Below are 25683 nucleotides of genomic sequence, written 5' to 3'. Positions count from 1 at the left end.
AAGTTTAAGCGCCGCGCAACTTGCGGCCGGGGGGCAATTTCTCTAAGCAAACCCTCGATTTCCGCAGTCGGGCGCCATGATCGAGATCGAGGGACTGACCAAGCGCTTCGGCCCCTATACCGCCGTCGCGGGCCTGTCTTTGACAGTCGCCAAGGGGGAGGTTCTGGGCTTCCTGGGACCGAACGGCGCCGGCAAATCCACCACGATGAAGATGATCACCGGCTTTCTCGCGCCGGATGGCGGCCGCGTCAGCATCTGCGGCCATGACGTGGAGAGCGATGCGCTCGCCGCCCAGGCCTGCATCGGCTACCTGCCGGAAGGCGCCCCCGCCTATGGCGACATGACGGCCCGGCAGTTCCTGACCTTCATCGCCGAGATTCGCGGCTTCAAGGGTGCCGAGGGCAAGGCCCGGGTCGCCGCCTCGGTCGCCAAGACCGAGCTCGAAGGCGTGCTCGACCAGCCGATCGAGACGCTGTCGAAGGGTTTCAAGCGCCGCGTCGGACTGGCGCAGGCGATCCTGCACGATCCGCCGGTGCTCATCATGGACGAGCCGACCGACGGCCTGGACCCCAACCAGAAGCATGCGGTGCGCACGCTGATCCGCGGCATGGCCCAGGAGAAGGCCATCATCGTCTCGACCCATCTGCTCGAAGAGGTCGAGGCGATCTGCACCCGCGCGGTGATCATCGACCGCGGCCGGATCGTCGCCGACGGCACGCCGGCCGAATTGCTGGCGCGCTCGCGCTATCACAACGCGGTGACGCTGACCCTGCCCGCGGTGCAGCGCGAAGCCGCGGCCGCCAAGCTGAAGGCGCTTGCCTCGGTGTCCGCCGTGGAGACGACTGCCGCGCGCGACGGCGCGGCGCAGATCACCGCTTTCCCGAAGATCGGCACGCTTCCCATCGAGGACGTCAGCGCGCTCGCCGTGCGCGAGAATTGGGACGTGAAGGAACTGTATGCCGAGGCCGGGCGCCTCGACGAGGTGTTCCGCGCCATTACCACGCATGACGCAAGGCGCAAGGCGGGTGCGGCGTGAACCAGGTCTGGCCGATCTTCAAGCGCGAATTCGCCGCCTATTTCGCGACGCCGCTCGCCTATGTCTTCATCGTGATCTTCTTGTTCGCGATGGGCGCCTTCACCTTCTATGTCGGCCGCTTCTACGACAATAACATCGCAGACCTGTCGGTGTTCTTCGGCTATCACCCATGGCTCTATCTCTTCCTGGTGCCCGCCATCGCGATGCGGCTGTGGGCGGAGGAGCGGCGCACCGGCACGATGGAGCTGCTGCTCACGCTTCCCATTCCGCTATGGGCGACGGTCGTCGGCAAATATCTCGCGGCCTGGGCGTTTATCGCGGTGGCGCTGGCGCTGACCTTCCCGATCTGGCTGACGGTCAACTATCTGGGCAATCCCGACAACGGTGTGATCGTCGCCTCCTATGTCGGAAGCCTGTTGATGGCCGGCGGCTATCTCGCGATCGGCGCGGCCATCTCGGCGACCACGAGCAACCAGGTCATCGCCTTCGTTGTCACGGTGGTGGTCTGCTTCCTGTTCACGATCTCGGGCGCGCCGCTGGTGCTCGATTTCTTCCGCGGCTGGGCGCCGCTGGCTCTCGTCACCGCGATCTCGTCCTTCAGCTTCCTCACCCATTTCACGGCAATCGCCCGCGGCGTCATCGACGTTCGCGACCTGATCTTCTTCTTCACGCTGATCGCGCTGTTCCTGACCGCCAATGTCGTGGCCGTCGACTTGAAGAAGAGCGGTTGAGCCGATGAAGCCGCTGTCCCGCCGGATCTATGCCGTCACCGCGCTGGCGCTCGCCGTCGTGATCTTCGTCTGCGTCAACATCGCCGCGGACACCGCGATCACCAATGCGCGGCTGGATTTGACCGAGACCGGCCAGTTCACGCTGGCGCAAGGCACGCGCAACATCATCGCGAAAATCCCCGAACCGATCACGCTGAAATTCTTCTTCTCCAAGAAGATCGCCGCCGACTATGCCCAGACCCAGGCCTATGCGACGCGGGTCCACGACCTTCTGGAGGAATATGCCTCGATCAGCCACGGCAAGATCGTCCTCAAGACCGTCGATCCCGAGCCCTTCACCGCGGCCGAGGACGAGGCGACGGCGAACGGGCTTTCCGGCGCGCCGACCGACAGCGGCGACACGGTCTATTTCGGCCTGGTCGGGACCAACCGCATCGACGGCAAGGAGACGATCCCCTACTTCACCACCGAGCGCGAGCAGTATCTCGAACTCGATCTCACGACCCTGATCTATCACCTGTCGCAGCCGAGCAAGCCGGTTCTCGGCATTATTTCGAGCCTGCCGCTCGACACCGGCGCGGGCGGCGTGCAGGCGGCGCTCCAGGGCGCGTCGCAGCCCTATGCGATCTATTCCGAGCTTGCCCAGACCTATACGACGCAGATGCTCGATCCCGCCGCGGGCCGCATCCCGCCCGAGGTCTCGGTGCTGATGGTGGTGCATCCGACCAACCTGAGCGCCGCCGCGCTTTATGCCATCGACCAGTTCGTGCTGAGGGGCGGCCACGCGCTCGTCTTCGTCGATCCCAACGCGGAGCTGGCCCAGGCCGGCGGCGGCATGGATCCGCGCGGCGGCGGCAATCCGACCTCGGACCTGCCGCAGCTTTTCCATGCCTGGGGCATCGGCTACACGCCGGCCAAGGTGGTCGCCGACCGCGAGCTGGCGCAGCGGGTGCAGGTCTCCGCCGATCCGCGCAATCCGGTGGCGAGCTATCCGATCTGGCTGCACCTGGTTCAAGGCGATTTCGACGCCAAGGACCCCGTCACCGCCTCGCTGCAGACGCTGAACCTCGCCAGCGTCGGCGTATTGCATCCCCTCAAGAGCGCGACGACGAGCTTCCTGCCGCTGGTCATCACTTCCGACCAGGCTTCGCTGCTGGACGTTGAATCCGTCCGCTTCAACCCGCGCCCCGAGACCCTGCTGGCCGCGATCAACCCGACCGGCGAGCGCTTCATCCTCGCGGCACGCGTCACCGGACCGGCCGCGACCGCCTTCCCCGCCGGTCCGCCGGCGCCGATGACGACCGCGGGCCAGCCGCCGCCGGCGCCGCTGCCGCCGCAGGTCAAGGAATCGACGGGACCGATCAACGTCATCGTGATGGCCGACAGCGACATTTTCGACGATCGGTTCTGGGTGCACACCGAAAACCTCTACGGCAAGCGCGTCGCCGCGCCCTTCGCCGACAACGGCGCCTTCGTGCTGAACGCCATCGAGAACCTGTCGGGATCGAGCGACCTGATCACGCTGCGCACCCGCGCGACCAACGACCGGCCTTTCATCGTGGTCAAGCGCATGCAGGCGCTGGCCCAGGCCGACTTCCAGGCCGAGGCCGAAGCCTTGCAGGCCCAGATGACCGCCGTGCAGCAACGCCTGCACGAGCTCGAACAGGGCGGCGGCGCCAATCCCACCAACGCGCAGGGCCTCTCGGCCGCGCAGCAGGCCGAGATCGACCGCTTCAAGAAACAGCTCGTCGACATCCGCACCAAGCTGCGCGACGTGCAGCACCGGCTGCGCAAGGACGTCGACACGCTGGGCGATATCCTGGCCTTCGTGAACATCGCGCTAGTGCCGCTGTTCGTCGCCGGCTTCGCGATCCTGCTGGCGGTGCTCAGGCGCCGCCGCCGCGCCCGCGCGATGGCGCAGTGAGGCCGCGATGGACCTGAACCAAATCCTCGCCGATCCGCGCCGCCGCAACCTCGGCATTCTTGCCGCCGCCGCGTTGGTGAGCCTGCTGCTCGCCATCGCCGCCCTGTGGCAGGAATCCAGCCAAGGCAGCATGCCGGCGCAGACCGAATTCCTCCCCGGCTTCGCGGCCCATGAAAGCGAGGCGGCGCGCATCCATATCGAATCGAAGAGCGGCGCCTTCGACGTCGAACTGGGACCCGAGAAGGGCTGGGTCGTGCGGCAGCGCAACGACTATCCGGCGTCCATCGACCTGGTGCATCGCACGCTGGTCGGCCTCGGTGCGCTTCGGACCATCGAGCCCAAGACGGCGCGTCCGGAGTGGCTCCATTTCCTGAACCTCGACACGCCGCCGCAAGGCGACGGCATCCTGATCGCGGTCAGCGACGACAAGCGCCGCCCCCTCGGCGCCGTCATCGCCGGCAAGAGCGAAGACATCGGGGATACGACCGGCGCGACGGGTCTGTTCGCGCGCCGTCCGGGCGAGAACCAGAGCTGGCTGGTGCGCTCGGTCATGGATCCGCGCGCCGCCGTGTCGGACTGGCTCGACAAGCATGTGATGGATGTCGATCGCGCCCGCATCCGCGAGGTCGACGCCGATCCGGCGGGCAGCCCGTCCTTCGTCGTCTCCCGCGCGCGCCCGAGCGATCCGGATTTCACCCTGACGCCCATTCCCGCCGCCAAGGCCGTGAGCGATCCGACAGTGCCCGACGGTGTCGCCTCCGCCATCGCCGATTTCGGTTTCGACGACGTGCGTCCCGCGCGCGGACTGGATTTCAACGATCCGGCGACGGCGGCGCGTCTGATCACCAAGACCTTCGACGGCCTCGTCGTGACCGTGCATGTCGTCAAAACCGGCGCGGATTACTGGGCGGTGGTCTCGGCTGAAGCGGCGGCGCCTAGCACACCGGCCGCGGCAAAAGAAGCGGCGGCGATCAATGCACATGCCTCGGGATGGGCGTATAAACTGCCGGCGTTCAAGGGTCAGCTTTTCATGACGACGCTCGACAGCCTGCTCAAGCCGCCGCCGGCCCCGTCGGCCCCGCAGCCGTGACTATAGAACCCGCCGTGCCGCGGCCCGCCTCCCCCGCGCGCGGAGCGCTTGTGGGGGAGGTGCCCGCAGCACCGTCAGGTGCGAAGGGCGGAGGGGGCACTGAAGATGTGCCGCTGTTCCTGCGCGACTGCTGGTACATGGCCTGCCTCTCGGCCAAGGTCGCCAAGGCCGGCCTGCACCGCGAGATGATGCTTGGCGAACCGGTGCTGATCGGGCGCGGCCGCGACGGCGTGGCCTTCGCCATGAGGGACATCTGCCCGCATCGCGGCGTGCCGCTGTCGGCGGGCCGCGTGCTGGCGGACAATACAGTCGAATGCCCCTATCACGGCTGGCGCTTCCGCGGCGACGGCGTGTGTGCGGCAATTCCCTCCCTGGTCGGCGGCGAGCCGATCGAGGCGTCGAACATCAAGGTCAAATCCTATCCGGTGCGGGAGCAGGACGGGCTGATCTGGGTCTATATGGCGGCGGCGGGACGCGAGACGGCGCCGCCGCGGAGCGAGCCGCCGCGCGTCGGCGTGCCGAACGCCAGACCGCGCTGGCACGAGAGCCAGCTTTTCCATTGCGGCATCGACCACGCCGTCATCGGCCTGATGGACCCGGCGCATGCGCCTTATGTCCATGGCCGCTGGTGGTGGCGGATGCGGCCGAAGGAGAAGACCAAGAACTACGCCCCGCTGGCGAACGGCTTCGTCATGACGCGGCACAAGCCGACGAAGCCGATGTACGGGGTGCTCGGCGCCGACGTCTCGACCGAGATCACCTTCGAGCTGCCGTCGATCCGCTTCGAGAACATCGCGGGCACCCTGTTCGGCCGGCGCATCGACGTGGTGGGGCTCACCACCTGCACGCCGCGCGACGCCGACACGACCGAGGTGACGCAGATATTCTATTGGCCGGCCTGGCTCGGCTTCATCAAGCCGTTTTTCATCGCGCTGGGACCGACCTTCCTGGGCGACGACCGGCGCATCGTCGAGCTGCAGAAGGAGGGTCTGAAGTTCAATCCCTCCCTGATGCTGATCCAGGATTCCGACGTGCCTGCCATATGGTACCACCGCCTGAAGAAGGCCTGGGCGGAATCGGTCGCCGACGGCACACCCTTCGTGAACCCCGTGAAGCCGCGGACGCTCAGGTGGCGGAGCTAGCTGTCACTCCCGCCAGCCGCGCGAAGCGGTATTCCACCGGGGATGACAAATTGGCTTCGATAGCGGGCTTGCTCCCTGCCCGTCTCCCCTCTAGACAATCCCCTTAACCTGCAATCTGGCCGCCTCGAAGCGCACTTCCGCGTGGGCCCGTTTGCGCGCGAGCCACCCGGGCCAACGGCCCGGGATCAACCGAGATAAAGCATGCCCAAACGCCAAGATATCCACACGGTCCTGATCATCGGCGCGGGGCCTATCGTCATCGGCCAGGCCTGCGAGTTCGACTATTCCGGCGTCCAGGCCTGCAAGGCGCTGCGCGCCGAGGGCTACCGCGTGGTCCTGGTGAACTCCAACCCGGCCACGATCATGACCGATCCGGGCATGGCGGACGCGACCTATATCGAGCCGATCACGCCGGAATTCGTCGAGAAGATCATCGCCCGCGAGAAGCCCAACGTGCCGGAGGGCCGGGTGTTCGCGCTCTTGCCGACCATGGGCGGACAGACCGCGCTCAACACCGCGCTCAGCCTGCGCAAGCGCGGCACGCTGGAGAAATACGGCGTCGAGCTGATCGGCGCCTCGGCCGCCGCCATCGACAAGGCGGAAGACCGTCAGCTCTTCCGCAACGCCATGCTGAAGATCGGCCTCGAAGTGCCCAAGGGCGTCACGCTCAAGGGCGAGCTGCGCCACAAGAAGGATCCCTATGGCGAGTTCATGTTCGACTCCCGGGGCGCCGCGATCATGGAGCTGGCCGCCGAATCCGCCGCGCGGGTGAAGGACGCGCTGGCGCTCGTCGGCCTGCCCGCCGTGATCCGGCCCTCCTTCACGCTCGGCGGCACGGGCGGCGGCATCGCCTATAACCGCGAGGAATTCTACGAGATCGTCGCCCAGGGGCTCGAGGCCTCGCCGACCAACGAGGTGCTGATCGAGGAATCGGTGCTGGGCTGGAAGGAATTCGAGATGGAGGTGGTGCGCGACAGGTGCGACAACGCGATCATCATCTGCTCGATCGAGAACATCGATCCGATGGGCGTGCACACCGGCGATTCGATGACGGTCGCGCCGGCCCTGACGCTGACCGACAAGGAATATCAACGCATGCGCAACGCCTCGATCGCGGTGTTGCGCGAGATCGGGGTGGAGACCGGCGGCTCGAACGTGCAATTCGCGGTGAACCCGCAGGACGGCCGCATGGTCGTGATCGAGATGAACCCGCGGGTTTCACGTTCTTCCGCGCTTGCGTCCAAAGCGACGGGCTTTCCCATCGCCAAGGTCGCGGCCAAGCTCGCGGTAGGCTACACGCTCGACGAGATCACCAACGACATCACCAAGGTCACGCCGGCCGCCTTCGAGCCGACCATCGACTATGTCGTGACCAAGATCCCGCGCTTCGCCTTCGAGAAATTCCCCGGCGCCGAACCTTTGCTCACGACCTCGATGAAGTCGGTCGGCGAGGCGATGTCCATCGGCCGCACCTTCGCGGAATCGCTGCAGAAGGCGCTGCGGTCGATGGAGACCGGTCTCGCCGGCCTCGACGAGATCGAACTCGCAAACGAACCGAACGCCATCCGCGCCGCGCTCGGCCGCGCCACGCCGGATCGCCTGCGCCTCGTCGCCCAGGCGATCCGGTTCGGCTTTCCGATGTCGGAAATCGGCCGCATCACCCGCTACGATCCCTGGTTCCTCGGCGAGGTCGAGGCCATCGTCGCGATGGAAGAGACGGTGCGGCACACCGGCCTGCCGACCGAGGCCTCCGCGCTGCGCCTGCTCAAGCAGATGGGCTTCTCCGACGCGCGGCTGGGCAAGCTGACGGGCAGGACCGCGAAAGAGGTGCGCACGGCGCGCCTCGCGCTTGGCGTGCATCCCGTCTTCAAGCGCATCGACACCTGCGCCGCCGAATTCGCCGCGCTCACGCCCTACATGTACTCGACCTACGAGACGCCGTTCGGCGGCGAGGCCGAGTGCGAATCCAAGCCGACGGACAAGAAGAAGATCATCATCCTGGGCGGCGGGCCGAACCGCATCGGCCAAGGCATCGAGTTCGACTATTGCTGCTGCCACGCGGCGTTCTCGCTGTCGGCGCAGGGTTATGAAACCATCATGATCAACTGCAATCCCGAGACGGTGTCGACGGACTACGACACGTCGGACCGGCTCTATTTCGAGCCGCTGACGGCGGAAGACGTGCTGGAGATCGTGCGCGTCGAGCAGTCGCGCGGCACGCTGGCCGGCGTGATCGTGCAGTTCGGCGGCCAGACGCCGCTCAAGCTGGCCAACACGCTGGTCGAGGAAGGCGTGCCGATCCTGGGCACCAGTGCCGACGCCATCGACCTCGCTGAAGACCGCAAGCGCTTCCAGGTGCTGCTCAACGAGCTTGGCCTGCGCCAGCCGCGCAACGCCACGGCGCTGACCGCGAAGGACGCCATCGCCGCGGCGCGGCAGATCGGCTATCCGGTGATCCTGCGCCCGTCCTATGTGCTCGGCGGCCGCGGCATGGTCGTTTGCGCCGACGAGACGAGCCTGAAGACCCAGGTCCAGTCCGGCGAATTGTTCCGCATCTCGGGCGACAATCCCGTTTTGATCGACGGCTTCCTGCATCACGCCACCGAAGTCGATGTCGACGCGATCTGCGACGACGACGGCGAGGTCTTCGTCGCCGGCATCATGGAGCATATCGAGGAGGCGGGCGTGCATTCCGGCGACTCCGCCTGCGCCCTGCCCCCCCATTCGCTCAAGCCCGAGACCGTGGCGGAGATCGAGCGGCAGACCATCGCGCTTGCCCGCGCCCTGAAAGTCCGTGGGCTGATGAACGTGCAATACGCCGTGCAGGGCGACGACATCTACGTCCTCGAAGTGAACCCGCGCGCCAGCCGCACCGTGCCCTTCGTCGCCAAGGCCATCGCCCTGCCGGTCGCCGCCATCGCGGCGCGGGTGATGGCGGGCGAGCGTCTCGCGACCTTCGACCTCACGCCCTCGAAATCGCCCCATGTCTCGGTCAAGGAAGCGGTGATGCCGTTCGCGCGATTCCCCGGCGTCGATCCGATCCTGGGACCGGAGATGCGCTCCACCGGCGAGGTGATGGGCCTGGACGCCAGCTTTGGCCGCGCCTTCGCCAAGAGCCAGATCGGCGCCGGCCTGAAACTGCCGCTGTCGGGCAGCGTGTTCATCTCGGTGCGCGACGCCGATAAGGCGCACGCCATCGGCCCGGCGCGCCAGATGATCGCGCTCGGCTTCGACATCGTGGCGACGCGCGGCACCGCCGACGCCCTCGAAGCCGCCGGCGTGAAGGTCACGCGCATCAACAAGGTGCTGGAGGGCCGCCCGCACGTCGTCGACGCGATGAAGAACGGCGAGATCCATCTCGTCTTCAACACCACGGACGGCTCGCAGGCGCTGGCCGATTCGATGTCGATCCGGCGCACTGCCCTGACCATGAAGGTGCCTTATTACACCACCATTGCCGGCGCCGCGGCCGCCGCAGAAGCCATCGCTTCGCTGCAGCACGGCGAGCTCGATGTGCGACCTCTGCAGAGCTATGCCTGACCGCAGGTTGTGAGGCGGCCTTGAACTCGCCCCCTTCCGATCTTACACTTTGTGTGTTGGCGCCCCCCTTTGGGACGAGATAGCTTAGGCGTAACAAGGACTTAAGGAAATCTCCTTAACCTCCGCGACCGGCCAATCCGCGAGAAGCGGGCCCGGGCGGAGTTTTATTGTCGATTGCAGGACGACGTGACATGGAACGCATTCCGATGACCGCCGCGGGCTACAAGGCCCTCGAAGACGAGGTGAACCACCTCAAGAACGTCGAACGCCACGAGATCATCAAGGCTATCGCGGAAGCGCGCGCCCATGGCGACCTGTCGGAGAATGCCGAGTATCACGCCGCCAAGGAACGCCAGAGCTTCATCGAAGGCCGCGTCATGGAACTCGAGGACCAGATCGGCCGCGCCGAGGTGATCGACGTGTCCAAGCTGAGCGGCGGCACCGTGAAGTTCGGGGCGACCGTGACGCTGGTCGACGAGGATTCCGACGAGAAGCGCAAATACCAGATCGTGGGCGATGTGGAGAGCGACGTGAAGCACGGCCGCATCTCGCTGTCCTCACCCATCGCGCGCGCCCTTATCGGCAAGGGCAAGGGCGACACGGTGGAGGTCACGACGCCCGGCGGCTCGCGGTCGTATGAGATCCTGAAGGTCGAGTTCGTCTAGCGCCGCGCCACCAGCGCCTCCAGCTCCGCGATTTCCGTGAACCGGCCGTCCGGCGACAGCGCGGCCAGCGCCTGGCGCAATTCGGCCTCGAAGGCGGCGGCCTTCTCGCCCAACCGCTCGGGCGATGTCGTCGACGACGAAAAGGCGAGGCCGACGATCTGGTCGGCGGTGATCGTCCGGCGAATGAATTCACTGAGACCCGCAAGGCGCGGAAACGCCGAATCCAACAGGAGCGATTCCTTCGTGCGATAGCCGGCCTGGCGCGCCTGCTGGAGATGCGGCGACAATCCGCGGCCATAGGCGTCGCCGAGATCGCGCAAAGTCCTCAGCCATACATTCTCGGCGGTCACCGGATGATCGTCGCCGAAAAACGCCAGCGCGCCGTCGGGCGTCACGCGCCTCCCGAGCAATTCCAGCGTCGCCGCGCGGTCCATCCAATGGAACGAGCGTCCCATGGTGACGAGCTTGAAGGGACCGACATCCTTCGGCAGGTCGAACGAACTTGCCTGCCGCACATCGACCGTCACGCCGGCTTCTGCAGCCGCGTCGCGACAGGCTTCGACCATGTCCGGCTCCGGATCGACCGCCATCACCGCGAATCCCAACTTCGCCAGCGGCACGGCCAAAAGGCCGGGGCCGCAGCCCAGGTCCATCACGGCATCGCCCGGCTTCAGCCCGACGAATTCCGCGACACGGACGATCAACGCCTCCGGATAGGCCAGCCGGTAGCGCGCGTAGAACGGCACGGTGGTGCGGAACCGGCGCGGATTGAAGCTGTCCTGGCTCACGAAAGACCCCGGCTTTGCTTTGGCTCCGGGCACCTTATACTAGCTGAGGCTGCTAGGGCTTTCGAATCATGGCCAATATCGCGCTGGTCGACGACGACAAGAACATCCTCGCCTCGGTGAGCATGCTGCTCGAGCAGGAGGGCTATCACGTCCGCACCTTCTCGGACGGCGCCTCGGCGCTCACCGCGCTATCGGCCAATCCGCCCGATCTCGCCATCCTGGACATCAAAATGCCCCGGATGGACGGTCTGGAGCTGCTGCGCCGCCTGCGCCAGACGGCCGACCTGCCGGTGATCTTCCTCACCTCCAAGGACGAAGAGATCGACGAGCTGATGGGGCTGAACGCCGGGGCCGACGACTACATCCGCAAGCCCTTCTCGCAGCGCCTGCTGCTGGAGCGGGTGAAGGCGGTGCTCCGCCGCGCCGAGGCCAACAAGGGCATCGCGCCCGGGCCGGAGGGCAAAAAGGAAGCGCTGGTGCGCGGCAAGCTGGCGCTCGATCCGCAGCGCCACGAATGCACCTGGGACGGCAAGCCGGTCCGGCTCACGGTCACCGAATTCCTGATCCTTCAGGCGCTGGCGCAGCGGCCGGGCTTCGTGAAGAGCCGGGACAGCCTGATGGATGCCGCCTATGACGATCAGGTCTATGTCGACGACCGCACCATCGACAGCCACATCAAGCGGCTGCGCAAGAAGTTCAAGGTGGTGGACGACGATTTCGACGCCATCGAGACGCTCTACGGTGTCGGTTATCGCTATCGCGAGGGATGAAGGTGAACGCAGCGGAAATTCGTCATCCTGAGGTGCCCTGCGCGTCGCCCTTCGAGGCTCGCTCCGCTCGCACCTCAGGGTGACGCGCAAGGCCTCGAAGGATGGCCGCGACCAACCGGCGCCCGCGTTTTTCCGCGCTTTCGCAGCGCATCATCCTGTTCAACGGCTTCGCGCTGGTGGTCCTGATCGCGGGCGTTCTGGCCGTCCAGTCCAACCGCGCCAGTCTGGTCGACGAGCGGCTGTCCGGCATCCAGCAGCAGGCACAGATCGTCGCCTCCACCCTCGCCGAATATTCGACCGACGAATACAACCACATGGTGTTCGTCAGCCAGGCCAAGCCCCTGCTGCGCCAGCTCATCGCGCCCTCGCGCCTGCGCGCGCGGCTCTACGACACCAATGGAAGGCTGCTGGTCGACTCGCGCTATCTGCTCGCGCGCAATGTGGTGCAGATCCAGGATCTGCCGCCGATCGACTGGTGGGACCATTTCAAGGATGAGATGACCCGGCTCTATGAGGGCGTAATGGGGGTCCGCCCCTTCTCGCGCCTCGAGCCCTATTTCGAGGCCGGCGATGACGGGCGTGTCTATGGCGAGGTGACCACCGCGCTCGGTGGCGACAGCGCGACCGCCGAGCGGGTCGACGAGCGCAACAAGCTGGTGCTCTCGGTCGCGGTGCCGATCCAGCGCTTCAAGGCGATTTATGGCGTGCTTCTGGTCTCCACAGAAGGCGGCGACATCGACGACATCCTGCGCGAAGAGCGCGCCACCCTGATCCAGGTGTTCCTGGTGGCGGTGGCGGTGATGGTGATTTCCTCGCTGTTCCTGGCGCGCTTCATCGCCGAGCCGATCCAGCGCCTGGCGCGCGCCGCCGACGCGGTGCGCGGCGGCCATGCCGGCCGCAGCACCATCCCGGCGATGGAGGAACGGCGCGACGAGATCGGCGAACTGGCCGGCAGCTTCTCGGCGATGACGCGGGCGCTCTACGACCGCATCGACGCCATCGAGCGCTTCGCGGCCGACGTGGCGCACGAACTGAAAAACCCGCTCACCTCGCTCAAGAGCGCGGTGGAGATGCTGGCGCGCGCCGACACGGACGCGCAGCGCACGCGGCTGATGGGGATCGTGCGCAACGACGTCAAGCGCATCGACCGGCTGATCACCGACATCTCCGACGCCTCGCGACTCGACGCCGAGCTCAGCCGCGAGACGAGCGAGCCGGTCGATCTAGCGCATCTGCTGGAGACCATCGTCGAGGTCTATCGCTTCACCGAAATCTCGAAAGGCATCGACGTCGCGCTTTCCGTCGACCTGCCGCCGCAGGCACGCGTGCTGGGGCGCGACGAGCGGCTGGGACAGGTCTTCCGCAACCTGATCGACAACGCGGTGTCGTTCAGCAAGGAAGGCGGCAAGGTGACCGTCACCGCGACGGCGGAGAACGGCATGGCGCGGGTGCTGGTGGAAGACGACGGACCGGGCATTCCGCCCGACAACCTCGAGACCATTTTCGAGCGCTTCTACACCGAGCGGCCGACCGCGAATTTCGGCAACAATTCGGGCCTCGGCCTTTCCATCGCGCGGCAGATCGCGGAGGCCGCGGGCGGCCGCATCTGGGCCGAGAATCGCGAGGGCGGCGGAGCGCGCTTCCTCGTCGAGCTGCCGCTGGCGCGCGCATGACGAAAAGCGTCAACATCCATGCGACCTGCGTTTGCTTCGGCACCTATGGCGTGCTGCTGCTGGGCAAGAGCGGCGCCGGCAAATCCGACCTCGCGCTGCGGCTGATCGGACGCAATGCCAGGCTGGTGTCCGACGACCGCTGCGATCTTTCGATCGAAAAGGACGCGCTTGTCGCGAGGCCGCCGGCCACGATCGCCGGACTGCTGGAAGTCCGCGGTATCGGTATTATGGAGCTTCCCTATGCGCCCAGCGCGGCGGTGGTCCTCGCGGTCGACCTGTCGGGACAGGTGGCGCGAATGCCGGAACCGGCGCGCTATGTTCCGCCCAAACCGCTCGCCTTGCGACAATCCGCGCAGCCGCCCTTGATCGTCCTCAATGCCTTCGAGGAGTCGGCGCCCGACAAAATCGCCGCTGTACTTGGTCTTTTCGGCAAATCCCGCCAGCGGCGCACTGTCAAGTGAAATTGGGCTCTGGCACGGGTCTTGAACCTTGCTATCGTTCCACCCACATTTGGGGCATCACATGATCGGCATCGTACTCGTCACCCACGGCCGCCTCGCGCAAGAATTCATTGCAGCGATGGAGCACATGGTGGGTCCGCAAACCCATCTGCGCGCCGTCTGCATCGGACCGGAAGACGACATCGAGCGTCGCCAGCGCGAGATCGCTGCGGCGGCGAACTCGGTCGATTGCGGCCGCGGCGTCGTGATCGCCACCGACATGTTCGGCGGCACGCCGTGCAATCTGGCATTGACCGTGCTCGAACGCGGCAAGATCGAGGTGCTGGCGGGCGTCAATCTGCCGAGCCTCATCAAGCTGATCGATGTGCGCAACAGGCTGCCGCTGGACGAGGCGGTGCGACAGGCGATCGAGGCGGGACGCAAGTATATGCGCGCCGGCTCCGCCGACCTCGCCGGTGTCGCCAAGGAATGAGCGAGCGAAAGTCCGCGATCGTCCGGATCGCGAACAAGCGTGGTCTGCACGCACGCGCCTCGGCGAAGATCGTCGAAGCCGCGGCGCGATTCCAAGCCGAGATCACGGTGACCAAGGACGGCCAGGCGGTGAACGCCCGCTCCATCATGGGATTGATGATGCTGGCCGCGAGCCTCGGCACCGAGATCGAAGTGAAGGCCGAAGGCCCCGACGCGGTCGAGGCGATCACCGCGCTCGTCGCGCTGGCCGAGGCCAAGTTCGGCGAGGAGTGAGCCTCAGGCGGCCTGCCGCCGGTAGTGCCTGCCCTCTTCCACTTCCTCCAGGATCTTCGCGACGAAAGCATCAAGGTCTTCCGGCTTGCGGCTGGTGACGATGCCGTTGTCGACCACCACCTTCTCGTCCAGCCATTTCGCGCCGGCATTCTCCAGATCCTTGCGCAGCGACGGCCAGGACGTCGCCTGACGGCCCCTGAGCGCATCGGCCTGCACCAGGAGCCAAGGCCCATGACAGACGGCCGCCACGACCTTGCCGGCGCCGAGGAAATTGCGCACCAGCGTCATTGCGTCCTCGTCGATGCGCAGCTTGTCGGGATTGATCACGCCGCCCGGAATCACGAGCGCCTGGTAGTCGTCCATCTTCGCGTCGGCGATCTTGAGATCCGCATCGGCCGGACGACCCCAATCCTTGCGGTCCCAACCCATGATCTGCCGGCCGTCAGGCGTCGCAACGTCGACCTTTGCGCCCTTGGCGCGAAGCTGATCGCGCGGAACCTCGAGTTCCAACTGCTCGAAACCGTCGGTGGCGATGATGAGGATGCGGGACGATGCGATGGCGGTCATGCGGGTCTCCTGTTGCTGCAGGGAAAACCGCCGACGGCCAAAGGCGTTCCGGCTCAGGAGAGGCGCTTCGCAAGTTCCGGATGCCCGCGCTCGCGCGCGAAGTCAGCCGCGGCTTTTCCGTCCGGCAGCTTGGTCGTGCGATCGGCGCCGGCGTCGAGCAAGACCTCCACCGCGTCCGTGAAGCCGTTGGCGGCCGCGATCATCAGCGCGGTGTATCCCTGCTTCTGCTTTGCGTCGGGGTCGCAGGTGGCGGCGACCAGCCTGGCGAAGGCGGCACGGCCGATTCGGCGGCCGGCACAGGCGGCGTGAAGCGCAAGGTTCTGCTCGAAGGCGCGGCCCATGATGCGCGCGTTCGCACCCTGCCGGAGCAATGTTTCGACCGCGGCATCGTTGCCGAAGAAGGCCGCGAGGTGCAGCGCCGTCCAGCCATCGGGCGACAGCAGGTCGATCGCCCAGGGCGCCTGCGCCAGAAGCGTCTCGATCCGGGCTACCTCGCCGGCCAGCGCCGCGTCGTGGAACGGCAGGCCGCCGCGGCGCTTCAGCATCTCGGCGCATTTGGCATGACCGTGGAACAGCGCGAAGCGATAGAGGGACTCGCCGCCTTCGTTGAGGATGCGGGAAAGATCGGCGCCCGCCAGAGCGGGTTCGAGGGCGGCCGCATCGTCGGCGGCGGCAAGCACGAAATATTCGAAAGCCATGGAGCCGCTCCGTCGTCCTGTTCGGACGTTAGAACGCGAAAGCCCGGCGCGCATCCGCGAAATCGCGGATGTCGATCGTGTCGCCGTCCGCTGCGATGGACCGCCGGCGCGCGCGAAATCAAGGCGGGGTCTTGACCAGCGTTCCGCGGGTTTGGTGCAGGAAATCGCGGATCGCGCGCGCGGCTTCCATGGCCTCCTCCTTGGTGTAGCCGCCGAGCGATATCGTGCCCCCGACCCTCAACTCGACCACAGGCTGATAGACCTTTCGGTGGGCCCTCCGCCGCACCGCGATATCCAACACATTCGACAACGCCACGCGCTTGCGGCGAAACGGAATGCGCAGAGTGAGCCAGGAAATTTCAGCGATATCGAGATCGCGGTCGATGGTGCAGACGCTTGCGCTCGCGCTGCGTTCGCCGCAATGAACCTTCAGACGCTTGTCCGAACGCTCGATGATCTTGACCATAAGCGATCCCCGACATGTGAACGCCGGGACGCTTCCTCGCCGATGCTTTTTCGAACACTTGCATAGGACTGTGACGTTTTACGACGCGCGGAACAAGTGAAACTACGGCAACGGAAGGCAGCCGGATAAAGATATGTAGATTTCTTTATATCCTTCTTGCCCTCATTCCGGACCGCTGCTATACCGCCCGCGAAACCGTCGGGGCCAGGTTTTGGGTGCCATGTCGGCCGGCGCCCAAGCCGTCTGTCATCCCGGGTGTCCGGTCCCGGCCGTGACGGTTGAAAGTGAAGCGCCGGCGCTCGTCACGCGCGACCGTCGCCGATTTCGAAATTCGCGTGCGTCAATTCCAGATGCGTCTTTCGACGCTCGACCAACATGAAGGATTCCTCCCCATGACAGCCGCTTCCGACTACGTCGTCAAGGATATCTCGCTTTCCGACTGGGGGCGCAAGGAGATCGCGATGGCCGAAGTCGAAATGCCCGGCCTGATGGCGACGCGCGCCGAGTTCGCCAAGGCGCAGCCGCTCAAGGGCGCGCGCATCGCCGGCTCGCTGCACATGACGATCCAGACCGCCGTGCTGATCGAGACGCTGAAGGCGCTCGGCGCCGACGTCCGCTGGGCGTCGTGCAACATCTATTCGACGCAGGATCACGCCGCGGCGGCGATCGCGGCCGGCGGCACGCCGGTGTTCGCCATCAAGGGCGAGAGCCTGAAGGACTATTGGGAATACACCCGCAAGATCCTGGAATGGCATGACGGCGGTACGCCGAACATGATCCTGGACGACGGCGGCGACGCCACCATGCTCGTCCATCACGGCCTGCGCGCCGAGAAGGGCGACACCGCCTTCCTCGACACGCCGGGCAACGAGGAAGAGGAAGTGTTCTTCGCGCTGATCAAGCGCACGCTGAAGGAGAAGCCGGGCTGGTTCGCCGAGCTCGCCAAGAACATCAAGGGCGTCTCGGAAGAGACCACCACCGGCGTGCACCGGCTTTACATCATGGAGAAGGAGGGCAAGCTCCTCTTCCCGGCGATCAACGTCAACGACAGCGTGACCAAGTCGAAGTTCGACAATCTCTATGGCTGCCGCGAATCGCTGGTCGACGGCATCCGCCGCGGCACCGACGTGATGATGGCCGGCAAGGTCGCGATGGTCGCGGGCTTCGGCGACGTCGGCAAGGGCTCGGCGGCGTCGCTGCGCCAGGCCGGCTGCCGCGTGATGGTGTCGGAGATCGATCCGATCTGCGCCCTGCAGGCGGCGATGGAAGGCTATGAGGTCGTGACGATGGAAGACGCGGCGCCCCGCGCCGACATCTTCGTCACCGCGACCGGCAATGTCGACGTGCTGACGGTCGAGCACATGCGCGCGATGAAGGATCGGGCCATCGTGTGCAACATCGGCCACTTCGATTCCGAGATCCAGGTCGCGGGCCTGCGCAATTTCAAGTGGAGCAACGTCAAGCCGCAGGTCGACGAGATCGAATTCCCCGACGGCCACAAGATCATCCTTCTGTCCGAGGGCCGGCTGGTCAATCTCGGCAACGCGATGGGGCATCCCTCCTTCGTGATGTCCGCGTCGTTCACCAACCAGACGCTGGCCCAGATGGAGCTGTTCGCGAACCAGGGCAAGTATCAGAAGAAGGTCTACACCCTGCCCAAGCACCTGGACGAGAAAGTGGCGCGGCTGCACCTGGCGAAGATCGGCGCCAAGCTGACCGAGCTTTCGGACAAGCAGTCCGAATATATCAGCGTGCCGCAGGCCGGCCCCTACAAGCCGGACCACTACCGGTACTGATCGGAAACGGGCGGCATGCAACAGCATGCCGCCCGAGCTTCTTCGTGCTGACGGATTTCGGCCCGCTCCTGTGATAGCGTCGCGCCCATGAACACACGCACCGCCACCTGCTCCTGCGGCCAGCTCCGCGTCGTCTGCGAAGGCGATCCGGTGCGGGTGTCCGTGTGCCATTGCCTGGACTGCCAGAAGCGGACGGGCGCGCCCTTCGGGGCGCAGGCGCGCTGGCCCGCGGCGCAAGCGACGGTCGAGGGCCGCGCCAGCCGCTATGTCCGCACCGCCGACAGCGGCAATACGGTCACGTTCCACTTCTGCCCGGACTGCGGCTCGACGGTGTACTACCGGCTCGACCACGTGCCGGACGTCGTCGCGGTGGCGCTGGGAAATTTCGCCGACCCGGCGTTTCCGGCGCCGAGCTTCTCGGTCTACGAGGAGCGCAAGCATGCCTGGATCGACATCCCCGGCGATGTCGAGCATCTCGACTGACGGGCGATTCAGAACGCCAGGCTCGGATCGATCAGGTATTTCTCGCCCGTCGCGCGTTTGTTGTAGGCGGCGACGGCGCCGGCAGACAGCGCCTCGGGCAGCGACACGGTCCTGGTGTAGCGGCTCGCGAAGGTCGTCTTGATTTCACCCGCGACGCGCTGGCGCAGCCGCTCGACCTCGGCCGGCCCGATCTTGATCAGGAAGAGCGTGAGCAGCCAGCCGCCCAAGCCCCAGGCCATGCCGTAGGCGCGGTTGAGCTCGGTGGGGCCGGTGTCGAGGCCGCCATAGATGTAGACCTGCTTGAAGGTCGCCGAGCCGTAGCGGCTGAAACTCGTCATCTTGCGCGCGGCCGCGACTTCCATCGCGGCCAGGATCTGCCCGGCCAGCTTGCCGCCGCCGATGGCGTCGAAGCCGATGGTCGCGCCGGTATCGACCAGCGCGGCGATCAGATCGTCCGTGAAAGACGGCTTGGAGCTGTCCACGACATGCGCGGCGCCGATGTCGCGCAGGATCTTCGCCTGCGCCTCGCTGCGCACGATGTTGACGAGGCCGATGCCGTCCTTGAGACAGAGCTTCTGCAGCATCTGGCCGAGATTGGATGCGGCAGCGGTGTGCACCAGCGCGGTGTGGCCTTCGCGGCGCATGGTCTCGACCATGCCGAGCGCGGTCAGCGGATTGATGAAGCAGGAGGCGCCCTCCTCCGCCGTCGTGCCGGGCGGGAGCACCAGCACATCGGACGCTTTCAGCGTGCGGTATTGCGCGTACATCGCGCCGCCGATCGCGGCGACGGTCTTGCCGAGCAGGTGCTTGGCATTTGCGCCCGCCTTTATCACCTCGCCCGCACCCTCGTTGCCTGCGGGAAGCGACTGGCCGACGCGCGCCGCCATGGCGCGGCGATGGCCTTCCGGAACCGGCGCCACGATCTTCGCGTCGGCGCCCGCGCCGGAGAATTTCGCGGCGCGCATGTCGGCGGCGCCGAACAAGAGGCCGATGTCGGAGGGATTGATCGGCGTCGCCTGGATGCGGATGACGACTTCGTCGGGACCGGGTTCTGCAACGGGGACCTTGTGCAGCGAGAGTTCGAGTTCGCCGCTGTCCTTGAAAAGCGAGTGCAGCTGAAGGCCTTCCATGTCGTTCTCCCTGGATGTTCTGGCGCGAGTTTGTCCCTTAAGCTGACGGCAGGCAATCGGAAGGAAACCTCGTGGACATCAAGGAGAAGACCGTCGTCGTGACCGGCGCCGCGAGCGGCATCGGCAAGGCGCTGGCGCAGCGTTTCGCGAAGGACGGCGCCAGGCTCGTCGTGTGTTCCGACCTGAACGGCGAAGGCGCCGCGGCGACCGCGGCAGAAACCGGCGGCATTGCCTTCACCACGGACGTGTCGAAGGAGGCGGACATCGTGCACCTCATCGAGACCGTCGAGAAGGAACACGGCCCCATCGACCTGTTCTTCTCCAATGCCGGGATCGGTTACGGCGGCGGCGCGGAGGTCTCGAACGACCGCTGGCAGCGCATCTGGGACGTCAACGTCATGGCGCATGTCTGGGCGGCGCGGCATCTGGTGCCGCGCATGGCGGCGCGCGGCGGCGGCTATCTGGTCTCGACCGCGTCGGCGGCGGGACTGCTGTCGCAGATCGGCAGCGCGCCTTACGCGGTGACGAAGCACGCCGCTGTCGGGCTCGCGGAATGGCTTGCCATCACCCATGGCGACCAGGGAATCAAGGTCTCGGTGTTGTGCCCGCAGGCGGTGCGCACGACGATGACGGCAGACAATCCCGACGGCGTCGCCAGCATCGACGGCATGATGGAGCCGGAAGAGGTCGCGGAGGCGTGCGTGCGCGCCATCGCGGCGGAGGATTTCCTCATCCTGCCGCATCCCGAAGTGCTCGACTACATGCGCAACAAGGCGGCGAACTATGCCCGCTGGATCGGCGGCATGCGCAAGCTCAATCGCCGCTTCCAGGGCTGACCGATCGGTGCGTCGGTGCAATGGCGACGCCTTCGGCCGCCGCGCGGACGATTCGTCCACAGCGGCTTCGCTCCGTACCCGGAATTTCTAATCCACTGATATGACTCTGTTATTGGACGATGAGCCCAAAATCTGGGGGATTTGGCCACATCTAGTTTTTTACACTTTCTTAACCACCTTCTCTTGCGGCTGCGATTAACCCGCCTATCATCTTGATTCCACAGTGATTCGTCGCTGGGAAGCGAACGAGGGGCCAGCCGGCATGCGTCCCAAGATGGGACAGAACAAGAGCCCTGGCGTCAGGGGAGGATTCGGGAAGCTGCGGGCCGCGATGCCCGCCCTCACCGGATTCCTGCTGGCGCCCTGCCCCGCTCTTGCCGCCACCGCCGACGCGGCGACCCAGCAGCTTCTGGTGCTGGGCGCGGTCACGACGGGCGCTGTGGCGCTTGCCGTCGCGGCGGGGCTCTGGGCGCTGGCCGAGCAGAACCGCGCCGGCAAGCTGCGCCGGGCGTTGCGCCAGTCCGGCGCAAGGACGCGGGCGGCGGTGGGCGAGCGCGACGCGCTGATCACGGCCGGGCGGGAATCGCTGATCGTCTGGGGCCGCGACGGCCAGACGCCGATGTCCTACGCCAATGCGGAGACAATGCTCGATGCCTGCCTGAAGGGCGCCGAGGCGACGGAATTGAGCCAGGCGCTGGACAATCTTTCCGAGCGCGGCGCGCCCTTCGCGATGACCGCGCACGACAAGGACGCACGGGGCTTCACCGTGCGCGGGCGCGCCGTCGGCGGCATGGCGGCGGTGTGGATCGAAGTCGAGCATGTCGCCGCGAAAGAACAAGACGCCTTCGACTTCCGCGCCATCCTCGATGCGCTGCCCGTGCCGGTCTGGCTGCGCGACCGCTCGCTGTCGCTGGTGTGGGGCAATCAGAGCTTCCTGGCGGCGACGGGCGCCAAGGACGCGCAGAGCGCGGCGGCGACACAGGCCACGCTCGACCGCACCGAGCGCGATCTCGCGGCGACGGCGCGCAACCAAGGCGCGGTCTACGAGGCGCGGCGGTTCTCGGTGGTGGCAGGGCAGCGCCGGGCGCTGGCCTTCACCGAAATGCCGCTCGACGACACTGGCTTGGGAAGTGGGGGCGTGGTCGGCAGCGCCGTCGACGTGACCGACGTCGCGGCGGCGGAAGCCAAGCTGCAGCAGCATGTCGACGCCCATGCCGATACGCTCGACAAGCTCGCGACGGCGGTGGCGATCTTCGGGCGCGACCAGAAGCTCACCTTCTACAACCAGGCCTTTGTCCGGCTGTGGGACCTGCCGGAGAAATGGCTCGAAAGCCACCCCACCGACGACGAGATGCTCGACAGGCTGCGCGAGGCACGCAAGCTGCCGGAGCAGCGCGACTACCAGGCCTGGAAGCGCGAGCGGCTCGCGCTCTACGACAAGCAGCGCGAATATCCGACGGAGGAGCCCTGGCACGTGCCCGGCGGCAAGACGCTGCGGGTGGTGGCGCAGCCCCACCCCTTCGGCGGGCTGACCTATCTCTACGAGGATATCACCGAGAAATTGGCGCTGGAGAGCGCCTTCAACACCCAGATCAAGGTGCAGTCGGCGACGCTCGACACCCTGCAGGAAGCGGTGGCGGTGTTCGGGCCGGACGGCAAGCTCAAGCTGCACAATGCGGCATTCCTGAAGATCTGGGAGTTGTCCCGCAAGGATGTCGACGGCGAGCCGCATATCCGCACCATCGCCGCGGCCTGCGCCGACAAGTTCGGCGACGAGGCGGTGTGGGAGCGGCTGATCCAGAGCATCGTGTCGGGCGCCCCGACGCGCCGCGACTGGGGCGAGATCGAGCGCAACGACCGCACCATCCTGTCGCTGACCCTGTCGGCCCTGCCGGACGGGGCGACGCTGGTGACCTTCGCCGACGTCACCGACCGCTCGCGGATCGAGAACGCGCTGCGCGAGCGCAACGAGGCGCTGGAGGCGGCCGATAACCTGAAATCCGATTTCATCAAGCATGTGTCCTATGAATTGCGTACGCCGCTGAACACAATCAAGGGTTTCGCGGAACATTTGGCGAGCGGTATCCCGGGCGCGCTCAACCGGGCGCAGACCGACTACGTGAACGACATCGTCACCGGCTCGCGGACGCTGGAGAACCTGATCGACAACATCCTGGACCTGTCGCTGATCGAATCCGGCGCGCTCCGGCTGGAGCTGGAGCGGATCGATCTCGCCGCGCTGCTGAACGGCGTGGCGGCGTCGGCGCGCGACTGGGCCGCGAAGGTCGATCTCGAACTCAAGGTCGACGTGGAGCCGGACGCCGGCGCCTTCCTAGGCGACGAGCGGCGCATCCAGCAGGTCGTCTACAATCTGCTCGCCAACGCGTTCAAATACACCCCGGCCGGCGGCACGATCACCCTGTCGGGCACCATCGCCGGCGAGGATGTGCAGATCGCGGTCGCGGACACCGGACCGGGTCTGGCGCCCGAGGTGAAGGCGAATGTGTTCGAGCGGTTCTCGTCCAAGCACCGTTCCGGCCAGCGCGCCGGCGCGGGGCTGGGGCTGGCGCTGGTCAACCGCTTCGTCGAGCTGCATGATGGCTGGGTGGAGATCGAGAGCGATATCCACGGCAAGGAGGGGGGCACGCTGGTGCGCTGCCACTTCCCGCGCCGCATCCACGACGAGCCGCCGGCGGCGGGCGAGAAGAAAACGGCGTGAACGCGCCGAGCGGATTTTTCCGACCATCGCCTACGCTCATGGCCGGGACGCGGCTTTGCGATGCGGCGAAACTAGCGATGGGCGCGTAGGATTTCCGCCGGATTCACCGCTCGGGAGTGCCCCATGACGCGCGTTTCGCTCTTTCTCGCCGCCGCCTGCCTGATGATCGCCCCCGCGACCGCCGCGACCGTCGTGCCGGTCGCGAAATTCAGGCAAATCCATCTGCGCGGCGGCGGGCATGTGGTGCTCCGGCACGGCGACGCGCAGCGCGTGACGCTTCTGAAAGGCAGCACGCAGTTCACGACCCTGACCGTGCGCAACGGCCGGGAGCTCGACATCGACGCCTGCAACGCGAATTGCCCGCAGCACTACGATCTCGAGATCGAGATCGTGACGCCCGACCTCGCCGGCGTCGCGATCGAGGGCGGCGGCGCGATCGGCACGCAAGGCGCCTTCCCCGCGCAGAGCAATCTCGCGGCGGCCATCCATGGCGGTGGCGAGATCGACGTGCATGCGATTTCCGCCGGCACGGTCGAGGCGGCGGTGCATGGCGGCGGCTCGGTCGCGGTGACCGCGACCGGCATGCTGATGGCGGCGGTGCACGGCGGCGGCGCGATCACCTATCGCGGCCATCCGCAGGTCACGCAGGCGGTGGCGGGCGGCGGCAGCGTCGAGCGGGTGGAGTAGAGCAATTTCGGCTTGGAAGCGTCACTCATAGGTCGTCATCGCCCGCTTCATGCGGGCGACCCAATTTGGCAGCGAGAAAAATGGGTTGCCCGGACAAGCCGGGCAATGACGACTTTTGTGCAGATAGTCACAGGCCGAAACGACGCTAAAACATTCCACTCCTCGAGGGAGGAGAAGTTCAGTGCTGGCTCTTCGGCATCCGCACGACGAGGCCGTCGAGCTCGGGCGTCACCTTGATCTGGCAGGAGAGGCGGCTGTTCACCTCCACCTCGGGCGCGAAGTCGAGCATGGTGACTTCCATGTCCTCTTTCTTCGGCAGCTTCGCGACCCACGCCTCGTCGACGAAGACGTGACAGGTGGCGCAGGCGCAGGCGCCGCCGCAATCGGCGTCGATGCCGGGGATGAGGTTCTTTACGGCGCCTTCCATGACGGACCAGCCGGCGGGCACGTCGACCTCGCGTTCCTTGCCGTTGTGTTCGATGTATTTGATCTTCGGCATTGCGGCTCCGCTCAAGCGATGGATTTCATGGGGATGGAGGTGTCGGCGAGGCGTTCGGGCGCGATCTTCGCGCCGTCGGCGATGAGCTTGCGGCCCACCAGATATTCCGGCGCGGCGTTGACCGCCTCGACCGCGGCGACGATGCCGTCGCGCAGATGGAAGACGGCGAATTTGCGCGTCTCGGGATTGCCGCGGATCACGATTCGGTCCGACGGGCGCGCGAGGCCGGCGATCTGGAGCTTCAGGTCGTACTGGTCGGACCAGAACCACGGCACTTCGCGATAGGTATTGGGCTTGCCCGTGATGCAGAGGGCGGCGTGCTTGGCCTGGTCGATCGCGTTCTGCACGCATTCCAGGCGCAGCGCCGTTCCCTCGCGGCCGATATGCTTTGTGCAGTCGCCGGCGGCGTAGATCGCCGGATCGCCGGTGACGTTGGAGCGTTCGTCGACCACGATGCCGTCGTCGCAGCCGAGGCCTGCTTCGCGCGCGAGCTCGTCGTTCGGCACGATGCCGATGCCGACCAGCACCACATCGGCGGGATAGAGCTGGCCCTTGGCGCGCACACCTTCGAGCCTGCCGCCGCCTTCGAACGCCTCGACGCCGGTATCGAGCAATATCTTCACGCCCGCGGCGCGGTGGACATGATCGTAGAAATCCGAAATCGGAATCGAGACGGCGCGGGCCATGACGCGGTCCATCGCCTCGAACACCGTCACGTCGATGCCGCGCTTGGCGGCGACGGCGGCGACTTCGAGACCGATATAGCCGCCGCCGACGATGGCGAGCTTTTTGCCGGGCTCGAACACGTCGCGCAGACCGTCCACGTCCGCGATGCCGCGCAGATAATGCACGCCGGGAAGATCGGCGCCGGGGCACCGGATCTTGCGGACGCGGCTGCCGGTCGCGATCAGGAGCTTGTCATAGGCCAGCGCGCGGCCGTCGGCGAGGTGAACCTGTTTCGCGGCGCGGTCGATCTTCGTCGCGGCGACGCCGAGGATCAGCTCGCAATTGGCTTCCTTGTAGAACGCGTCGGGCTTCAGGAAGAGGCGGTCGCGCTCCATCGTGCCCATGAGATAGGCCTTGGAGAGCGGCGGGCGCTGATAGGGCGCGAAGGGCTCGTCGCCCACCATGACGATGGGACCGGCAAAGCCGTCGGCCCGAAGGCTCGCGACGGCCTGCGCGCCGGACTGGCCGGCGCCGATGATGACGATTCGCTCGGACACGTGGATTTCCGCTCA

24 protein-coding genes are annotated in these 25683 nt (G+C 66.4%); 17 read left to right on the top strand and 7 right to left on the bottom strand.

Going from position 1 to position 25683, the window contains the following annotated elements; translation table 11 throughout:
* Positions 1–76 precede the first annotated feature (76 nt).
* The 7 genes from WDN01_03845 (at position 77) to greA (ending at position 10128) form a co-directional block, all read left to right on the top strand.
* Positions 77–1036 (top strand): ABC transporter ATP-binding protein, encoded by a 960-nt coding sequence (locus WDN01_03845; protein MEJ0025141.1) that lies wholly within the window; start codon positions 77–79, stop codon positions 1034–1036.
* Positions 1033–1767 (top strand): ABC transporter permease subunit, encoded by a 735-nt coding sequence (locus WDN01_03840; GenBank protein ID MEJ0025140.1) that lies wholly within the window; start codon positions 1033–1035, stop codon positions 1765–1767. Before WDN01_03845 ends, WDN01_03840 begins: the two co-directional genes overlap by 4 nt.
* 4 nt (positions 1768–1771) lie before the next feature.
* The gene (locus WDN01_03835) at positions 1772–3691 is read left to right on the top strand and encodes a Gldg family protein (protein MEJ0025139.1); all 1920 of its coding nucleotides are present in this window, start codon (positions 1772–1774) and stop codon (positions 3689–3691) included.
* Positions 3692–3698: 7 nt separating this feature from the next.
* Positions 3699–4781, top strand: coding sequence for a DUF4340 domain-containing protein (locus WDN01_03830; GenBank protein ID MEJ0025138.1), 1083 nt, complete (start codon positions 3699–3701; stop codon positions 4779–4781).
* Between the two features lie 107 nt (positions 4782–4888).
* Positions 4889–5923 carry an aromatic ring-hydroxylating dioxygenase subunit alpha gene (locus WDN01_03825; protein ID MEJ0025137.1) on the top strand — a complete coding sequence of 345 codons (1035 nt, stop codon included), beginning with the start codon at positions 4889–4891 and terminating at the stop codon, positions 5921–5923.
* 201 nt (positions 5924–6124) lie between these two features.
* A complete protein-coding gene (carB, locus tag WDN01_03820) occupies positions 6125–9463 on the top strand; it encodes a carbamoyl-phosphate synthase large subunit (GenBank protein ID MEJ0025136.1) in 3339 nt (1112 codons plus the stop codon).
* A 191-nt stretch (positions 9464–9654) separates the two neighbouring features.
* Complete coding sequence (greA, locus tag WDN01_03815; protein MEJ0025135.1) at positions 9655–10128, top strand: transcription elongation factor GreA; 474 nt, start codon at positions 9655–9657, stop codon at positions 10126–10128.
* On the opposite strand, the gene WDN01_03810 is transcribed toward greA, so the two are convergent.
* Positions 10125–10916, bottom strand: a complete 792-nt coding sequence (locus tag WDN01_03810) for a class I SAM-dependent methyltransferase (GenBank protein ID MEJ0025134.1) — start codon at positions 10914–10916, stop codon at positions 10125–10127. The two genes, greA and WDN01_03810, sit on opposite strands and share 4 nt — an antisense overlap.
* Positions 10917–10984: 68 nt before the next feature.
* On the opposite strand from WDN01_03810, the gene WDN01_03805 reads away from it, so the two are divergent.
* From WDN01_03805 to WDN01_03785, 5 genes are all read left to right on the top strand, one after another.
* Positions 10985–11686: a response regulator transcription factor gene (locus tag WDN01_03805; protein ID MEJ0025133.1), complete on the top strand. Its 702-nt coding sequence runs from the start codon at positions 10985–10987 to the stop codon at positions 11684–11686.
* A gap of 101 nt (positions 11687–11787) precedes the next feature.
* Entirely contained in the window at positions 11788–13359 is a 1572-nt protein-coding gene (locus tag WDN01_03800; GenBank protein MEJ0025132.1) for a stimulus-sensing domain-containing protein, read from the top strand.
* Positions 13360–13409: 50 nt separating this feature from the next.
* Positions 13410–13820, top strand: coding sequence for an HPr kinase/phosphatase C-terminal domain-containing protein (locus WDN01_03795; protein MEJ0025131.1), 411 nt, complete (start codon positions 13410–13412; stop codon positions 13818–13820).
* A gap of 61 nt (positions 13821–13881) precedes the next feature.
* Positions 13882–14292, top strand: a complete 411-nt coding sequence (locus WDN01_03790; GenBank protein ID MEJ0025130.1) for a PTS sugar transporter subunit IIA — start codon at positions 13882–13884, stop codon at positions 14290–14292.
* Positions 14289–14564: an HPr family phosphocarrier protein gene (locus WDN01_03785; protein ID MEJ0025129.1), complete on the top strand. Its 276-nt coding sequence runs from the start codon at positions 14289–14291 to the stop codon at positions 14562–14564. Before WDN01_03790 ends, WDN01_03785 begins: the two co-directional genes overlap by 4 nt.
* Positions 14565–14567: 3 nt before the next feature.
* On the opposite strand, the gene WDN01_03780 is transcribed toward WDN01_03785, so the two are convergent.
* The 3 genes from WDN01_03780 to WDN01_03770 all read right to left on the bottom strand — a co-directional run bounded on the left by WDN01_03780 (position 14568) and on the right by WDN01_03770 (position 16295).
* Complete coding sequence (locus WDN01_03780; GenBank protein ID MEJ0025128.1) at positions 14568–15131, bottom strand: type 1 glutamine amidotransferase domain-containing protein; 564 nt, start codon at positions 15129–15131, stop codon at positions 14568–14570.
* A gap of 53 nt (positions 15132–15184) precedes the next feature.
* Positions 15185–15829 (bottom strand): ankyrin repeat domain-containing protein, encoded by a 645-nt coding sequence (locus tag WDN01_03775; protein ID MEJ0025127.1) that lies wholly within the window; start codon positions 15827–15829, stop codon positions 15185–15187.
* Between the two features lie 118 nt (positions 15830–15947).
* Positions 15948–16295: a hypothetical protein gene (locus WDN01_03770; GenBank protein MEJ0025126.1), complete on the bottom strand. Its 348-nt coding sequence runs from the start codon at positions 16293–16295 to the stop codon at positions 15948–15950.
* A 392-nt stretch (positions 16296–16687) separates the two neighbouring features.
* On the opposite strand from WDN01_03770, the gene ahcY reads away from it, so the two are divergent.
* Together ahcY and WDN01_03760 are read left to right on the top strand one after the other, a co-directional pair.
* The gene (gene ahcY, locus WDN01_03765) at positions 16688–18091 is read left to right on the top strand and encodes an adenosylhomocysteinase (protein ID MEJ0025125.1); all 1404 of its coding nucleotides are present in this window, start codon (positions 16688–16690) and stop codon (positions 18089–18091) included.
* An 87-nt stretch (positions 18092–18178) separates the two neighbouring features.
* Complete coding sequence (locus WDN01_03760; GenBank protein MEJ0025124.1) at positions 18179–18574, top strand: GFA family protein; 396 nt, start codon at positions 18179–18181, stop codon at positions 18572–18574.
* Between the two features lie 8 nt (positions 18575–18582).
* Here WDN01_03760 and WDN01_03755 read toward each other — a convergent pair whose 3' ends face one another.
* Positions 18583–19704: a zinc-binding dehydrogenase gene (locus tag WDN01_03755; GenBank protein ID MEJ0025123.1), complete on the bottom strand. Its 1122-nt coding sequence runs from the start codon at positions 19702–19704 to the stop codon at positions 18583–18585.
* Between the two features lie 71 nt (positions 19705–19775).
* Here WDN01_03755 and WDN01_03750 point away from each other — a divergent pair, with 71 nt between their 5' ends.
* The 3 genes from WDN01_03750 (at position 19776) to WDN01_03740 (ending at position 23946) form a co-directional block, all read left to right on the top strand.
* On the top strand, positions 19776–20540 hold the full coding sequence (locus WDN01_03750) for an SDR family oxidoreductase (protein ID MEJ0025122.1): 765 nt from the start codon (positions 19776–19778) through the stop codon (positions 20538–20540).
* A 331-nt stretch (positions 20541–20871) separates the two neighbouring features.
* Entirely contained in the window at positions 20872–23259 is a 2388-nt protein-coding gene (locus WDN01_03745) for an ATP-binding protein (protein ID MEJ0025121.1), read from the top strand.
* A 123-nt stretch (positions 23260–23382) separates the two neighbouring features.
* Positions 23383–23946, top strand: coding sequence for a DUF2807 domain-containing protein (locus WDN01_03740; GenBank protein ID MEJ0025120.1), 564 nt, complete (start codon positions 23383–23385; stop codon positions 23944–23946).
* A 178-nt stretch (positions 23947–24124) separates the two neighbouring features.
* Here the strand turns inward: WDN01_03740 and WDN01_03735 are convergent, their stop codons facing one another.
* Together WDN01_03735 and WDN01_03730 are read right to left on the bottom strand one after the other, a co-directional pair.
* On the bottom strand, positions 24125–24445 hold the full coding sequence (locus WDN01_03735; protein MEJ0025119.1) for a 2Fe-2S iron-sulfur cluster-binding protein: 321 nt from the start codon (positions 24443–24445) through the stop codon (positions 24125–24127).
* Between the two features lie 11 nt (positions 24446–24456).
* Complete coding sequence (locus WDN01_03730) at positions 24457–25668, bottom strand: FAD-dependent oxidoreductase (GenBank protein MEJ0025118.1); 1212 nt, start codon at positions 25666–25668, stop codon at positions 24457–24459.
* Between the last annotated feature and the right edge of the window lie 15 nt (positions 25669–25683).

Source organism: Rhizomicrobium sp. (genome assembly GCA_037200985.1).
GTDB lineage: Bacteria > Pseudomonadota > Alphaproteobacteria > Micropepsales > Micropepsaceae > Rhizomicrobium.
Note: the sequence above shows the minus strand (reverse complement) of the source record. Positions and strands in the feature narration are given on the sequence as shown.